General features: G+C 72.0%; 15 protein-coding genes and 1 pseudogene. 7 read left to right on the plus strand and 9 right to left on the minus strand.

All coding sequences use genetic code 11. From position 1 onward, the window contains the following. Positions 1-178 precede the first annotated feature (178 nt). The 4 genes from ybaK (at position 179) to hisC (ending at position 3762) form a co-directional block, all read left to right on the plus strand. Positions 179-652, plus strand: coding sequence for a Cys-tRNA(Pro) deacylase (gene ybaK / locus D8I30_RS06640; RefSeq protein WP_121482042.1), 474 nt, complete (start codon positions 179-181; stop codon positions 650-652). Between the two features lie 220 nt (positions 653-872). Continuing rightward, complete coding sequence (locus D8I30_RS06645; RefSeq protein ID WP_121482043.1) at positions 873-1931, plus strand: DUF2125 domain-containing protein; 1059 nt, start codon at positions 873-875, stop codon at positions 1929-1931. Next, entirely contained in the window at positions 1931-2611 is a 681-nt protein-coding gene (locus tag D8I30_RS06650) for a hypothetical protein (protein ID WP_121482044.1), read from the plus strand. The genes D8I30_RS06645 and D8I30_RS06650 overlap by 1 nt, the downstream gene beginning before the upstream one ends. Before the next feature lie 29 nt (positions 2612-2640). Further along, positions 2641-3762 carry a histidinol-phosphate transaminase gene (hisC, locus tag D8I30_RS06655; RefSeq protein ID WP_121482045.1) on the plus strand — a complete coding sequence of 374 codons (1122 nt, stop codon included), beginning with the start codon at positions 2641-2643 and terminating at the stop codon, positions 3760-3762. Between the two features lie 6 nt (positions 3763-3768). On the opposite strand, the gene D8I30_RS06660 is transcribed toward hisC, so the two are convergent. The 5 genes and pseudogenes from D8I30_RS06660 to D8I30_RS06680 all read right to left on the minus strand — a co-directional run bounded on the left by D8I30_RS06660 (position 3769) and on the right by D8I30_RS06680 (position 7613). Beyond that, on the minus strand, positions 3769-4563 hold the full coding sequence (locus D8I30_RS06660) for a MipA/OmpV family protein (protein ID WP_121483424.1): 795 nt from the start codon (positions 4561-4563) through the stop codon (positions 3769-3771). Between the two features lie 44 nt (positions 4564-4607). Beyond that, positions 4608-5321, minus strand: coding sequence for a lysophospholipid acyltransferase family protein (locus tag D8I30_RS06665; RefSeq protein ID WP_121482046.1), 714 nt, complete (start codon positions 5319-5321; stop codon positions 4608-4610). Then, positions 5318-5968 carry a YdcF family protein gene (locus D8I30_RS06670; RefSeq protein ID WP_121482047.1) on the minus strand — a complete coding sequence of 217 codons (651 nt, stop codon included), beginning with the start codon at positions 5966-5968 and terminating at the stop codon, positions 5318-5320. Before D8I30_RS06670 ends, D8I30_RS06665 begins: the two co-directional genes overlap by 4 nt. Before the next feature lie 9 nt (positions 5969-5977). Continuing rightward, entirely contained in the window at positions 5978-6859 is an 882-nt protein-coding gene (locus D8I30_RS06675) for a cell division protein FtsX (protein ID WP_121482048.1), read from the minus strand. Continuing rightward, positions 6856-7613, minus strand: a pseudogene (locus D8I30_RS06680) (cell division ATP-binding protein FtsE). The gene D8I30_RS06675 and the pseudogene D8I30_RS06680 overlap by 4 nt, the downstream one beginning before the upstream one ends. Before the next feature lie 69 nt (positions 7614-7682). Here D8I30_RS06680 and D8I30_RS14925 point away from each other — a divergent pair. Together D8I30_RS14925 and D8I30_RS06690 are read left to right on the plus strand one after the other, a co-directional pair. Further along, positions 7683-8534, plus strand: a complete 852-nt coding sequence (locus tag D8I30_RS14925) for a DUF3426 domain-containing protein (protein ID WP_121482049.1) — start codon at positions 7683-7685, stop codon at positions 8532-8534. Continuing rightward, positions 8527-9066 carry a phosphoribosyltransferase gene (locus tag D8I30_RS06690; protein WP_121482050.1) on the plus strand — a complete coding sequence of 180 codons (540 nt, stop codon included), beginning with the start codon at positions 8527-8529 and terminating at the stop codon, positions 9064-9066. The genes D8I30_RS14925 and D8I30_RS06690 overlap by 8 nt, the downstream gene beginning before the upstream one ends. A gap of 89 nt (positions 9067-9155) precedes the next feature. On the opposite strand, the gene lysA is transcribed toward D8I30_RS06690, so the two are convergent. Genes lysA through argH form a run of 3 tightly spaced genes read right to left on the minus strand, consistent with a single transcriptional unit; the run spans position 9156 to position 12115 of the window. Continuing rightward, complete coding sequence (gene lysA / locus D8I30_RS06695) at positions 9156-10430, minus strand: diaminopimelate decarboxylase (RefSeq protein ID WP_121482051.1); 1275 nt, start codon at positions 10428-10430, stop codon at positions 9156-9158. A 36-nt stretch (positions 10431-10466) separates the two neighbouring features. Continuing rightward, on the minus strand, positions 10467-10703 hold the full coding sequence (gene lptM / locus D8I30_RS06700; RefSeq protein ID WP_121482052.1) for an LPS translocon maturation chaperone LptM: 237 nt from the start codon (positions 10701-10703) through the stop codon (positions 10467-10469). Beyond that, a complete protein-coding gene (gene argH, locus D8I30_RS06705) occupies positions 10700-12115 on the minus strand; it encodes an argininosuccinate lyase (RefSeq protein ID WP_121482053.1) in 1416 nt (471 codons plus the stop codon). The genes lptM and argH overlap by 4 nt, the downstream gene beginning before the upstream one ends. On the opposite strand from argH, the gene D8I30_RS06710 reads away from it, so the two are divergent. Then, positions 12114-12746: a TlpA family protein disulfide reductase gene (locus D8I30_RS06710; protein WP_121482054.1), complete on the plus strand. Its 633-nt coding sequence runs from the start codon at positions 12114-12116 to the stop codon at positions 12744-12746. The two genes, argH and D8I30_RS06710, sit on opposite strands and share 2 nt — an antisense overlap. Positions 12747-12912: 166 nt before the next feature. Here D8I30_RS06710 and D8I30_RS06715 read toward each other — a convergent pair whose 3' ends face one another. After that, positions 12913-13218, minus strand: a complete 306-nt coding sequence (locus D8I30_RS06715) for a hypothetical protein (RefSeq protein WP_121482055.1) — start codon at positions 13216-13218, stop codon at positions 12913-12915.

Here is a 13218-nt window from a genome sequence, read left to right on the forward strand (position 1 = left end):
CAGCGGCGCCGAAGGCGATCTTTGCTGCAAGCGTTGCGCGGGGGTTTTCGCCCTGACGGGCGCCGCTGGGTCCCCCGGTCTCGCTCCGCTCGCCGGAGGATGACGAAAGAGGAGGGGTCTATACGTCATCGTCTCATTGGCTATTCAGGGCGCTGCGCTTCAAACCGACCTAAGCCCCATGTCCCGCACCACCCCCGCCACCGTCGCCCTGACCAAGGCCGGCGTCGCCTTCGAGCTGCATCCCTATGACTACGATCCCGACGCGCCGCGCGTGGGTCTGCAGGCGGCCGAGGCCTTGGGCTGGGCCCCCGAGCAGGTGCTCAAGACGCTGATGACTCTGGTGGACGCCAAGCCCGTCTGCGTCGTCGTGCCGTCGGACTGCGAGGTCGGCATGAAGAAGCTGGCCGCCGCCGCCGGGGGCAAGTCGGCGCAGATGATGAAGCCCGCCGACGCCGAGCGCCTGACCGGCTTCAAGGTCGGCGGCGTCAGCCCCTTCGGCCAGAGGAGGGCGGTCCCGACCTTCATCGACGAGACGGCGGTGCTGTTCGAGCGGGTGCTGATCAACGGCGGCCAGCGCGGCCTGCTTCTGGAACTGGCGCCGGACGAGGCGGCGCGGGCCTGCGCGGCGACGTGGGCGGACCTGACGGCGTAAGGCGACGTCCCCTTCTCCCCTTGTGGGAGAAGGTGGCCCGTCAGGGCCGGATGAGGGGTCTCGCCGAAATCTGATGAAGGATTCGCGTTTCTAGCGTCCCGCGACCCCTCATCCGTCAGGCTTCGCCTGCCACCTTCTCCCACAAGGGGAGAAGGATGCGCGCCTGCCCTTATGGCGCCCCCGATCCATGCGCTATAGGGGCCGCGAACCTGGAGTTTTCATGACCGACGCGCCCCCGCATCACAGCCGCAAGGGACTGATCGTCCCCTTCGCCATCGTCGCCGTCGGCCTGGCCCTGTGGACCGGCTGGTGGTTCTATCTGACGCGTCAGATCGAGACCCGGCTGGAGGCCAAGGTCGCCGGGCTGGAGCAGGCGGGCTGGCGCGTGACCCACGCGGACCTGCGCACCACGGGCTGGCCCATGCACGCACGGGTGACGATCCGGCACCTGGATGTCGTCGCCCCCTCCGGCCACGCCGTGGCCGCGCCGGTCGTGATCGCCCAGGCCAACGCCTATAATCCGACCCGCTGGGTCATGGCGGCGCCGGACGGCCTGGTCGTCACGCGCGGCGTCAAGGGCAAGGCGGCGATCCGCGCCGAGGGCATCCGCATGAGCGTGCACGGCCTGACCCAGCGCTGGCCCAACGTCGCCCTGGAGCTGGAGAAGCCGGTCTTCACCGCCCTGCCGGGGGCCGAGCCCTTCCCGCTGAAACAGGCGGGGCTGGTGCAATTCTACATGCGGCCGCACCTCGTGGGCTCCGACACGCCGACCGACGACGTCGACGTCCTGTTCCGCCTGGTCGACGCCGAGGGGCGGCCGGGCGGCCCGGTCGAGGGCTTCGCCCAGTCGGGCAAGCTGAACGCCCAGATCGAGGCGGTCATCGAGAAGGCCTCGGCCCTGCGCCGGGGCGCGGACGCCCACGGCCTGCTGAGCGCCTGGACGGCGGCGGGGGGGCGCTTCATCGACGTGAAGGGCGAACTGGGCGCGGGCGAGAGCAAGGCCTTCGTCTCGGCCGAAAGCCTGTCGGCCGACGACAAGGGGCGGCTGGAAGGCCAGGTCTTCGTGCGGGCCGAGAAGCCGCTGGCGGCCATCGTCGGCCTGGCGGGCGCCCAGCAGGGCGGCGCGCTCGACCGCGCCGCCGCCGCCAAGGCCGCCGCCGCCACGCCGCAGGGCGGGACCGGCGCGGACGGCCAGGGCGTCGAGCTCTCCATCCTGTTCCGCGACGGCCGCACCTATCTGGGGCCCTTCGCCCTGGCGCCTGCGCCGCAGCTGTTCTGATGCTGACGGAGCCGCCCGCCGACGAAGAACGCCTGGCGCTGGAGCAGGCCGTGGCGGTCGCCGCGCGCGCCCGGCTGGCGGCGGGAGGGCGCGGCTCGCTCGACGGCGACGCCATCGCCTTGCGGGCGGTCTTGGGCGGGATGGGCCCGGCGGAGAAGGCGGCGGTGCGCGCCGTCCTGGGGCGGCTTGAGGCGGCCGCTGGACGCCCTCTGGTCGCCTGCGGCGCCCTGGCCCAGGTGTTGGCGGCCGATCGCTGGGGTCTGGCGGCGCGTCCGCTGGCCGAGGCGGATCAGGCGCTTACGGCGGCGCGGGAGGGGGCGCGCGCCCTGATCGACCTGTCGACGCGGCCGTGGTGGGGACGGCTGCTCGCCCTGCCCATGCTCAAGGTGATCGCCGCCCTGCCGGACGACGCGGCGGGATCGCCGCGCGCCCTCATGGTTTCGACCGAGACGCCGGGGCCGACCGGCGACGATCGCACCTTCTGGGTCACCGACAGCGCCTGGCCCGACGCCCGCATCGTCGAGGCCCTGGGCCAGGCGGGCCTGGCGGCCGAGTTCCTGGCGGGCGGCGGCGGGTTGAAGCTGTTCGTCCTGACGGGTTATGTGCAGGCGGAAGACCCTCGGCTGGCGGGCGCGCCCGGCGGCCTGACCGGCGTCATCGGCGCCGCGCCGGTCTTCTGAACCTCAGCGGCCGACAGGATGACCCGCCCATGACCGAAGCGAACGCGCCCAAGCCCGGGTTCGGTCCTGGCCCGGAGCCGAAACGCGGCATCCTGGACATCGCCCCCTACGTCGGCGGCAAGAGCGCCATCGCCGGTGTGGCCAAGCCGATCAAGCTGTCGTCCAACGAGAACGCCCTGGGCGCCGGCGAGAAGGCGCGCGAGGCCTACGCCGCTGCCGTCGCCTCGATCCACCTCTATCCCGACGGCCGGGCCGACCGCCTGCGCGCAGCCGTGGCCAAGGCGCACGGGCTGGAGCCTGAGCGGCTGATCTTCGGCAACGGCTCGGACGAGGTCTTCGCCCTGCTGAACCAGACCTATCTGGAGGCCGGGGACAACATCGTCACCAGCCAGTACGCATTCGTCGCCTATCAGATCTCGGCCCGCGCCTGTCAGGCCGAGGTCCGGCAGGCGGCCGAGCCCGATTTCCGCGTCGACGTCGACGCCATGCTGGCCCTGGTCGATGGCCGGACCCGGCTGGTCTATCTGTCGAACCCGGCCAATCCGACCGGCAGCTTCGCCACGGGCGAGGAGATTCGCCGCCTGCACGCGGGCCTGCCGCCGCACGTCCTCCTGGTCATCGACGAGGCCTACGCCGAGTTCGTCACCGAGCCGGAGTGGGAGAGCGCCTTCGGCCTGGCGCGCGAGGCGTCCAACCTGGTCGTCACCCGCACCTTCTCCAAGCTGCACGGCCTGGGCGGCCTGCGGGTCGGCTTCGGCTACGCGCCCCTGGCGGTCGAGCAGGCCATCGACCGCATCCGCCTGCCGTTCAACGTCTCCGTGCCGGGGATCGAGGCGGCCATCGCCGCCCTGGGCGACGAGGCGCACCAGAAGGCCTCGCGCGACCTGGTGGCCGAATGGCGGCCGCGCCTGACCCAGGCGATCCGGGGCTTCGGCTTCGAGGTCCTTCCGGCGGCGGGCAACTTCATCCTGATCCGCTTCCCCGACGAAAGGCGCACCGCCTCGGCGGCGCATGACTATCTGCAGTCCAGGGGGATCATCGTGCGCGGGGTCGGCGGCTACGGCCTGCCGGACTGCCTGCGGGTCACCGTCGGCACGGCGGATCAGAACCGCGCCGTCATCGACGCGCTCAGCGAGTTCGCGGCCATCTGATCCGGGTCAGTCGCCGCTGTTGAAGCGGACCACGCCGATGATCCCGGCGCGCCAGACGTGGTCGTCGTCGATCAGGGGGCTGTCCTGGACGTCGCCGAGCCGCTGCTCATAGTTGACGAAGGCGCCCAGGCCGAAGCGGTCGCCGACCGAAATGGCCAGCAGGGCCGCCGCCCCGGCCGCCGACAGTCCGCCCGACGGGGCGAAGGCGGCGTAGCCGCTGCTCGCGGCCTCCTGGGCGGTGACGCCGTAGTAGCGCCGGGCCCGCTTGTCGTCGCCGCCGCGCATATAGGCCAGGGTCTGCAGCAGGCCGACGCGCGTCACGCCCTGGTGGCCGACGGAGCCGTAGTATTCCAGGCCGGCGTCGTCGCCGGTGGCGTCGTGCTGGACGCGGCCTCCAACCACCACGTTCCCCGGCAGCCGCTTGAAGGCGTAAAGGGCCGCGTCGGCGCCCAGGCCGGGCCGGTCCATGCCGTCCACCTCCCCGGCGGAGAAGCGCGGGCGAAGCTGCGCTCCGGCGTGAAAGTCGTCGCGCTTGACCGCGTTCCAGCCGATCCCGTCCAGTCCGTTGGCGTAGAGGATGTCGCGATAGGAGGCCGAGCCCCAGGCGGTGACATTGGCCTGGTCGCCGTCCTTGCCAGACACGCTGAAGCCGCGCACCACCCCGCCGCCGACGTCGACCTTCCACGTCCGGGGCGTCTCGACCGCCGCGAAGGGCTGCGACTGGCCCAGGGCGCTCGAGGCCGGCAGGCTCACAAGGGCGACGCTCAGGACGGCAAGACGGAAGGCGACGCTTGAAGGCATGAACAGGTCCCAGGTCAACGGCTGATGAACTGGGCCTGCAAAGCCTAGGTTTTGGGCTGCAACAAGGCGTTGGAGGCCGTCTCGATGCGGTTTTCCAGCTCGCTCATGAACTCGGGGCGCTTCAGTCCGGCGGGGATGGGCGGCAGGAATTCGAACACCACCGTGCCCGGATAGCGCCTGAAGCCGCGGGCGGGCCAGTGCACGCCCGAGTTGGTCGCCACCGGCCAGCAGGGCGCCCCCAGGTCGCGATACAGAGCCATCACCCCGGGCTTGTAGTCGGGCGCGGCGCCGACCTCGGCGCGGGTGCCTTCGGGGAAGATGAAGATCTGGCGCTGCTCGGCGGCGCGGGCGCGCGCCTGTTTGACCATATCCTTCAACGCCTTGGAGTGGGCGGCCCGGTCGACGGCGATCATGTTGGTCTTCCAGGCGAACCAGCCGAAGAAGGGAATCGGCTGCAGCTCCTTCTTCATGATGACGCAGGGGTCGGGCAGGACGACGAAGGGGATGATGACGTCCAGCATGCTCTGATGCTTGCACGCCACCAGGGCCGCGTGCGGCGGCCGGTGCTCGAGGCCGCGCAGCTCGACCTTCACCCCGGCGATCCAGCGCAGGCCGAACAGGACGAAGCGCGCCCACTGCTTGATCACGCCCATTGCCGGCCGGTGCGGCATCAGCAGCGCCGGCGACAGAAGGACGGCGAACAGCGGCATCGACAGATAGAGCCACAGGGTGAAGAGCAGGGAGCGGAGGATGATCATGCGGAGGGGTTCGCGACGGGCTCGGCGTGGGATGGGGCGGCGGCGTCGGGGCGCTCGGGATGGCGGCCGGTCAGCCGGTGCATCGCCTCACGGCCGAGGACGGCCAGGTATTTCATGTATTCCAGCGTCATGCGCCGCGCCGTTTCGGCCGCCCGCCACCAGCGGGAATTGTCCAGCGACGGGGTCGAGACGGCGTAGGGCGTCAGCCGCACTCCCGGCGCGGCGCCCCGGATCTCCAGCAGGCTGCGCGGCATGTGATAGTCGGAGGTGACCACGATCAGGCTGTCATAGCCCTTGGACCGCGCCCAGGCGGCGATCTCCTGGGCGTTGCCGACGGTGTTCTCGGCCTCGAAGCCCAGGTCGACGCAGCAGTTGAACAGCTTCTTCGACCCCGGCGTCAGGGCGCGCAGCTCCTGGCGGCGCACCTCGCGGTTGACGCCCGAGATCAGCACCCGGTCGCCCTTGTCCTGCTCCAGCAGGCGGATGGCGGCGTTGACGCGCTCGGCCGAGGGGCCGGTCAGGGCCACGATGGCGTCGGCGCGCGCGGGTTCGGGCGCGGGCGTGAAGCCGCGCACCCGCTCGGCGAAGACGAACAGGCCGACCAGCCACATCAGCGCCACCACGGCGATCAGCGTCAGGAACTTCATAGCGTCTAACTAGCTACGCCCGCTCAGCTTCGCCAGCGCCGTGAAGCGGGCCGAGAGCGCGGCGACGCCCAGCGCCAGGATCGGGCAGGCGGTCAGGACCAGCAGATCGACATAGGCCAGGGGCAGGGCGGGGGTCAGGCCGCCTTCGCCGCCCGCCAGCCGCAGTCCCGCCAGCAGCAGGGCGGCCGTGGCCGCCCCCGTCGCGCCCGCCGTCCCGGCCAGGGCGCCGAAGCGGCGCTCGAACAGGCCCGCGATCCGCCCGTCCGAGGCGCCGTTCAGGCTCAGGGTGTCGATCACCGCGGCCTGGGCCGCTAGCCCCGCCCGGGTGGCATAGGCGATGGCGGCTCCCGTCGCCGCCGCGATCAGCAGGAAGGCCGCTCCGGCCAGGGCGGTGATGACCCCGGCCGCGCGCTCGACCTCGCCGCGCCACAGGCTGTGGTCGTCGACCGAGGCGTCCAGCCCCGCCTCGGCCAGGGCGCGGCTCAGGCTCGGGGCGCTGGCGGGCGCCTTGGGGTCCAGGTGGACCACGACCAGATGCGGCAGGGGCAGGTCCGGCAGGGCCGCCTCGCCCACCCAGGGGCGCAGCAGGCCTTCCGCCGCCTTGCGGTCCAGGGCCTCGGCCTCGGCCACCCCCTTGACCCCGGCCAGGGTCTCGGCGGCGCGGGCGGCGGCGGCCGGGCCGGTCTCGTCGACGCGCGGCCGCACCTGGACCGTCGCCTCGGCCCGCAGCTGGCGCGCCCAGCCGTGCGCCGCGCGATCGGCGGCCAGGGCGCCCACGGCGGCGATCGAGGCCAGGAAGCACAGCACGGCGATGACCACGACCAGCCAGCGCTCGCCGCCCGCTTCGCGCGGCAGCAGCTCCGGCTCCGAACGGCGCAGGCGGCCGATCATGCGATTGCCTCCGGTTCGACGCCCGCATCGACGGGAGCGGAGCGAGGCGCGAGAATCTGCTCCAGCCGCCCGCCTTCCAGCCGCAGGACGGCCGCCCCGCTGCGCTCGGCCAGGGCCTCGTCGTGGCTGGCGATCAGCACGGTGGCGCCCAGCTTGTTCAGCGACTGGAACAGCCGCATCAGCTTCTCGCCCATGGCGCGGTCGACGCTGCCGGTCGGCTCGTCGGCCAGGATCAGGCGCGGCCGGGTGACCACGGCGCGGGCGATGGCCAGGCGCTGCTTCTCGCCGCCCGACAGGGTGGGGGCCGGGCGTCCATCCGACCGCCCAGGCCGACCCAGCGCAGCATCTCCTGCACGTCGGCGGCGTAGTCGGCGGGGCGCTCGCCCGCCAGGCGCAGCGGCAGGGCGGCGTTGTCGAAGGCCGAGAGATGGTCCAGCAGGCGGAAATCCTGGAAGATGACGCCCATGCGGCGGCGCAGGGCCGGGACCTCGCGGCGCGGCAGATGGGTCACCTCGCGGCCGAACAGGCTGATTCGTCCCGCCTGGGGCCGCGCCGCCAGGGTCAGCAGCCGCAGCAGGGAGGACTTGCCCGCGCCCGAGGGTCCGGTAAGGAAGTGGAAAGAGCCATGAGGCAAGCTAAGGTTAACGTCCCGCAGCACGGCGGGCCTGTCCGCATAGCCGAAGCCCACGCCCCTGAGGCAGACGGCGTCAGGCGCGGAATCAGGGTCGGCGGCGCGGCGGTTCGGATCAGGCATCGGGTTTCGTATTGGACCGGGGCGTTACGCCGCGACAGGAGGGGGCGATAAGCCTCGCAGTCAGCTGACATGATACTGACCTGCCCCGCCTGCGCCACTAGCTATTTCGTGCCCGACGAGGCGATCGGCCCGAACGGCCGTCGCGTGCGCTGCAAGGCGTGCGGCCATGACTGGCTCGCGACCCGGGAAGACCTCCCCCTGGAGCTGGAGCCCGAGCCCACTCCGAGCGAGGAGGCCGAGGCCGGCGCCGGCCGCTACGACACCTTCGCCGAGACCCCGGCGCCCGAACTGCCGCGCGCCTTCCGGGCCCTGGCCGAGCAGAAGCGCCGGGCGCGCCGCGCGGCGGCGGCGGGCGCGGCCTGGGCGGCGGCCGCGGTCGTGGCCCTGGGCCTGCTGGCGGGGGCGATTCTGTTCCGCGAGGAGATCGTTCGCGCGGCTCCGGCGACGGCAGGCGCCTACAGGGCCCTGGGGCTCGAGGTGAACGTCGTGGGCCTGGATTTCGAGGCCTTGAGGGGGCGCACCGCGCCGCACGATCCCGGCCGCGTCCTGGTCTCGGGCGCCCTTCGCAATATTCGCGAGGCCGAGGTCGTCGCCCCGCCGATCCTGGTCGTCCTGAAGGACGCCAAGGGCGCAGAGGTGGCCCGCCGCGTCGTGCGGCTGGACGGGCCGCCGGTGCTGCCGGGCCAGGTGCAGGGCTTTGCCGTCGTCATTCCCGATCCGCAAGGCCGGGTCACGGGTCTGGACGCGGACTTCGTCCTGACGTCTCCGTCCGAGCCGTCCGCCCGTCCGGCCGTCCCTGCGGCGACGGAGGGGGCGGGCGAGGACGGGGGCCTGCGCCGTCTCAGCGCCCTCGACCTAGGTCAGGGGGCGGCGCCCCTCGACACCGGCCCCGCCCAGGGAGTATCGCCGGGGCATGGCTGACACCCTACCGACGCCCGCCCCCACGGTTCTCCTGTCCCAGGCCGAGATCGAGGCCGTCGTGGCCGATCTGGCCCGCCGCATCGCTCCCCATGTCGACGACGAGACGGTGGCCGCCGTGCTGCTGACCGGGGGGCTATGGTTCGCCGCCGACCTGACCCGCGCCCTGGCGCGCGAGGGCCGCTGCGTGCGCTTCGACGCCCTGTGGCTGGCCTCCTACGGCGACGAACAGACCAGCCGCGGCAAGATCGACGTCCGCGCCCCCTATCAGCGACCGATCGCGGGCAGGAAGGTGCTGATCCTGGACGACGTGTTCGACACCGGCCTGTCGCTGGCCGAGGCGGTGCGGATCACGCGTGAAGCGGGCGCCGCCGAGGTGCTGACCTGCGTCTTCGCCCGCAAACCCTGGCCCGAGGCCCGCGCCCCCGAGCCCGACTTCGTCGGCTGGGAGGCCCCGAACCGCTTCCTGGTCGGCTACGGCCTCGACCACGCGGGCGGCATGCGCGGCCTGCCGGACATCTGCGCTCTAGACTAGTGGCGAGTGGGTGGTGACGAGTGGGGAGACAAGTTCGTCTCGTGACTAATCCTCGCCACTCGCCACTCGTCACTCGCTACTCGCCACTCTTAAAGCCACCCCGCCATCGGCTCGCGCGCGAACATTTCGTCATAGGTCGGGCGCGGGCGGATGACCGCCTGGCGCGCGCCGTCGACCAGGACTTCGGCGGCCAGGGGGCGGGTGTTGTATTCGCCGCTCATCACCGCCCCATAGGCGCCGGCGCTCATGAACACGACCAGGTCGCCCGCTTGCAGCGGCGGCAGATCGCGGTCGCGGGCGAAGGTGTCGCCGGTCTCGCAGACCGGGCCGACCACGTCATAAGGCAGGGCCTCGCCTTCCACCGGCCGCACCGGCTTCAGGTCGTGGAAGGCGTCGTAGAGGGCCGGGCGCATCAGGTCGTTCATCGCCGCGTCCAGCACCAGGAAGCGGCGGCCGTCGGTGCGTTCGTTGACCTGGATGACGCGGCTCAGCAGTACGCCCGCATTGGCGGCCATCAGGCGGCCGGGCTCGAAGGCGGTCTCGACGTTCAGGCCCTCCAGCACGCGCGCAGCCATGGCGATGTAGTCGGCCGGGGACGGCGTCGCCGCATCGCCGTAATAGGGCACGCCCAGGCCGCCGCCGAGGTCGAGGCGGGTGACGCTGTGCCCCTGGGCGCGCAGGGCCTCGGTCATGTCCCGCAGCACGCGGAAGGCGGCTTCCAGCGGGGCCAAGTCGGTGATCTGGCTGCCGATGTGGCAGGCCAACCCCACCGGCGTGACGTGGGGCGAGGCGGAGGCGCGGGCGTACAGCGCCATCGCTTCCTCGACCGGCACGCCGAACTTGTCGCCCGCCCCGCCGGTGGTGATCTTGGCGTGGCCGCCCGCGCCGATCTTGGGATTGACGCGGATGGCGATGGCAGGCGCTGCGCTCTTGTCGGCGGCGACGGCGATCAGCCGGTCCAGTTCGGCCGAGGACTCGACGTTGATCTGGCGCACGCCCTGATCGATGGCGAAGGCCAGTTCGGCGTCGGTCTTGCCCACGCCGGAGAAGATGATGCGCTCGCCCGGAATCCCGGCGGCCAGGGCGCGGCGGATCTCGCCCTCGGACACGGTGTCGGCGCCGCAGCCAAGCCGGGCCAGGGTCGCCAGCACCGATAGGTTGGAGTTGGCCTTGACCGCGAAGGCGATCAGGGCCTCGCCCAGCGCATCCCTATGGGCGTCGCACGCCTCGCGCAGCAGGCCGTAGTGACGGCGCAGCGTCGCCGAGGAATAGACGTAGGTCGGGGTGCCGACCGTCTCCGCCAGCGCCTCCAGCGAGACGCCCTCGGCGTGCAGGACGCCGTCCTTCAGATCGAAATGGTGCACCGGCGGGGAGTCCAGTCAGGGAGGGAAGGAAAGGCGTCAGCGCATCGGCGGCGGCTTGCCGAACGGGTCGGAGAAGCCGTTGTCGATGGGCGCCTGGCGCGGGGGCAGGTTCTGCATCGCCGGCTCGGGCAGGTGCTCGGCCGACTTGTCGCGGACGGCGCGCTCGGTCTGCTTCTTGGGCGTGGCGCCTTGCGGCGGCTCCAGATCGGCCATGCGGCCGCAGCCGGCCAGAACAAGGGCGGCGGCGCCCGCCAGGATCAGGGTCTTTTTCACAGGCGGCTTCTCCAGTCGGCGATGCGGGCGCGGACCTGTTCCGGCGCCGTGCCGCCGAAGCTCTGGCGGCTGGCGCAGGAGGCTTCGGGCGTCAGGACTTCATACACCCCTTCGGTGATCCGGCCATCCAGCGCCTGCAGCTCCGTCAGCGGCAGATCGCCCAGGCCCACGCCCAGGGCCTCGGCCCGCTTCACGGCGGCGCCGGTGACGTGGTGGGCCTGGCGGAAGGGCAGGTTCAGCTCGCGCACCAGCCAGTCGGCCAGGTCGGTGGCGGTCGAGAAGCCGGCCCCGGCGGCGGCGGCCATCTTCTCGGTGTTGGGACGAATGGCGGCGATCATGGCGGTCATGGCCGTCAGCGCCAGATCCAGCGCGTCAAAGGCCTCGAACACCGGCGGCTTGTCCTCCTGCATGTCCTTGGAATAGGCCAGCGGCAGGCCCTTCATGACGGTGGTCAGGGCGATCAGGGCGCCGTTGATGCGGCCCGTCTTGGCCCGCACCAGCTCGGCGGCGTCGGGGTTGCGCTTCTGCGGCATGATGGACGAGCCGGTGGTCAGGTCGTCGGGCAGGGTGGCGAAGCCGAACATCGGCGTCATCCACACCACGATCTCCTCGGCCAGGCGCGACAGGTGGCCCGCCGCGATGGAGGCGGCGGCCAGGCTCTCCAGCGCGAAGTCGCGATCCGACACGGCGTCCAGGCTATTGGCCATCGGCCGGTCGAAGCCTAGCGCCTGCGCCGTCATGTGGCGGTCGATCGGGAAGGGCGAACCGGCCAGGGCGGCGGCGCCCAGCGGGTTCTCGTTCATGCGCGCGCGCGCGTCGGCGAAGCGGCCCGCGTCGCGGCCGAACATCTCGACATAGGCCATCAAATGGTGGCCGAAGGTCACCGGCTGGGCCGTCTGCAGGTGGGTGAAGCCGGGCATCAGGTCGCCCGCGTGCTGTTCCGCTCGGTCCAGCAGGGCGCTTTGCAGCGCCTTCAACTGTTCGACGGTGCGGTCGCAGGCGTCGCGCACCCACAGGCGGAAGTCCGTCGCCACCTGGTCGTTGCGGCTGCGCGCCGTGTGCAGACGCCCCGACGGCTCGCCGATCAGCTCCGACAGCCGCGCTTCGACGTTCATGTGAATGTCTTCATAGGCGTCGCGGAAGGGGAAGGTCCCATCCTTGATTTCGCCCTCGATGACGTCCAGCCCGCCCAGGATGGCCTCGGCGTCGGCCGGCTGGATGATCCCCTGCTGGGCCAGCATGCGGCAATGCGCCCGCGACCCGGCCAGGTCCTGCGCCCACAGGCGTTTATCGACGCCGATGGAGACGTTGATGGCCTGCATGATGTCTGCGGGCTTGGCGCTGAAGCGTCCACCCCATAGAGACTGGCCCTGCGAGGGGGTGTCTTGCGGTTTGGAAGGCGTATCGGACATGAGCGGCTCTGGACGGACTTGGGCGGGCGTTGCGACGGTCGCCCTGATGGCGGTGATCGGCGTGGGCGCGGCGCTGCTATACGTCAATCAGCATCAGGGGCGCAAAGACTCCGCGCCGGTTTCGGCCGCGCCGAAGACGCCCAGCACGCGCCTGATCGTCCATGCGCGCGGCTCCCTGGCCCGGCTGCAGGCGCCGCCGCCGTTCGCCGCGCCCGACTATGTGTTCCAGGATGCGGCGGGGCGCGACGTCCGTTTCGCCGACTTCAAGGGCAAGGTGACGGTGGTCAATCTGTGGGCCACCTGGTGCGCCCCCTGCCGCCTGGAGATGCCGACCCTGGCCGCCCTGGCCCGGCACTATCAGGGCCGCGACGACTTCACGGTGGCGGCGATCAGCATGGACGTCGACAAGACGGAGCGCGAGGCGCGCGCCTTCATCGCCGAGAACGCGCCGCTGGACTTCTACGTCGATCCGAAATTCCAGCTGGCCTTCGAATTCCCCGGCAAGGGGGCCATGCCCCAGACCATCCTGCTGGATCGCCGGGGCCAGGTGCGCGCCGTCCTGATCGGCGAGGCCGACTGGGTCAGCAAGGAGGCCCTGGCCCTGATCGACGACCTGCTGGCGGAGAAATAGAGCGCAGGCCTTCTCCCTCCCCGTCCCGGGGAGGGTGGTCGCGCAGCGACCGGGTGGGGAGGGCCAGGTGATGCTAGCCACCGCGCCTGAAGCCCCGCCGCCCCCACCCGGCTTCGCCTGCGGCTCAGCCACCCTCCCCGGGACGGGGAGGGAGAGCGCGCGCGTTTCAGTACTTGGCCGGGACCCGTTCGTCGGTGGCGGGGTTGACGGCGCCGGGGCGGCCTTCGGCGGCGGCCTGGGCCTGTTTGTCTTCGAGCTTGTCGGCGACCGTGCCCGCGCCCTTCTCGACGGCCTGGGCCGCCTTCATGGCGCCGGACTCGACGACTTCGCCCGTCTGGGCGGCGACGTCGGCGGCCTTGTCGCCGGCGGCTTCGGCCTTGGTCTCGGCCTGCTTCTGTTCGCTCTGGGTGCAGGCGGCGGCGCCGAACGCCAAGACGGAGGCGGCGGCGATGGTCAGGGTGCGGATGCGCAT

Origin of the sequence: Brevundimonas naejangsanensis, assembly GCF_003627995.1 — a bacterium.
In the GTDB taxonomy this organism is placed as follows: domain Bacteria; phylum Pseudomonadota; class Alphaproteobacteria; order Caulobacterales; family Caulobacteraceae; genus Brevundimonas; species Brevundimonas naejangsanensis_B.

Bases quoted from the DNA above. Each gene is read 5' to 3' on its own strand.
- ybaK (WP_121482042.1), top strand. From the start codon at position 179: ATGTCCCGCACCACCCCCGCCACCGTCGCCCTGACCAAGGCCGGCGTC.
- D8I30_RS06645 (WP_121482043.1), top strand. From the start codon at position 873: ATGACCGACGCGCCCCCGCATCACAGCCGCAAGGGACTGATCGTCCCC.
- D8I30_RS06650 (WP_121482044.1), top strand. From the start codon at position 1,931: ATGCTGACGGAGCCGCCCGCCGACGAAGAACGCCTGGCGCTGGAGCAG.
- hisC (WP_121482045.1), top strand. From the start codon at position 2,641: ATGACCGAAGCGAACGCGCCCAAGCCCGGGTTCGGTCCTGGCCCGGAG.
- D8I30_RS06660 (WP_121483424.1), bottom strand. From the start codon at position 4,563: ATGCCTTCAAGCGTCGCCTTCCGTCTTGCCGTCCTGAGCGTCGCCCTT.
- D8I30_RS06665 (WP_121482046.1), bottom strand. From the start codon at position 5,321: ATGATCATCCTCCGCTCCCTGCTCTTCACCCTGTGGCTCTATCTGTCG.
- D8I30_RS06670 (WP_121482047.1), bottom strand. From the start codon at position 5,968: ATGAAGTTCCTGACGCTGATCGCCGTGGTGGCGCTGATGTGGCTGGTC.
- D8I30_RS06675 (WP_121482048.1), bottom strand. From the start codon at position 6,859: ATGATCGGCCGCCTGCGCCGTTCGGAGCCGGAGCTGCTGCCGCGCGAA.
- D8I30_RS14925 (WP_121482049.1), top strand. From the start codon at position 7,683: ATGATACTGACCTGCCCCGCCTGCGCCACTAGCTATTTCGTGCCCGAC.
- D8I30_RS06690 (WP_121482050.1), top strand. From the start codon at position 8,527: ATGGCTGACACCCTACCGACGCCCGCCCCCACGGTTCTCCTGTCCCAG.
- D8I30_RS06710 (WP_121482054.1), top strand. From the start codon at position 12,114: ATGAGCGGCTCTGGACGGACTTGGGCGGGCGTTGCGACGGTCGCCCTG.
- argH (WP_121482053.1), bottom strand. From the start codon at position 12,115: ATGTCCGATACGCCTTCCAAACCGCAAGACACCCCCTCGCAGGGCCAG.
- D8I30_RS06715 (WP_121482055.1), bottom strand. From the start codon at position 13,218: ATGCGCATCCGCACCCTGACCATCGCCGCCGCCTCCGTCTTGGCGTTC.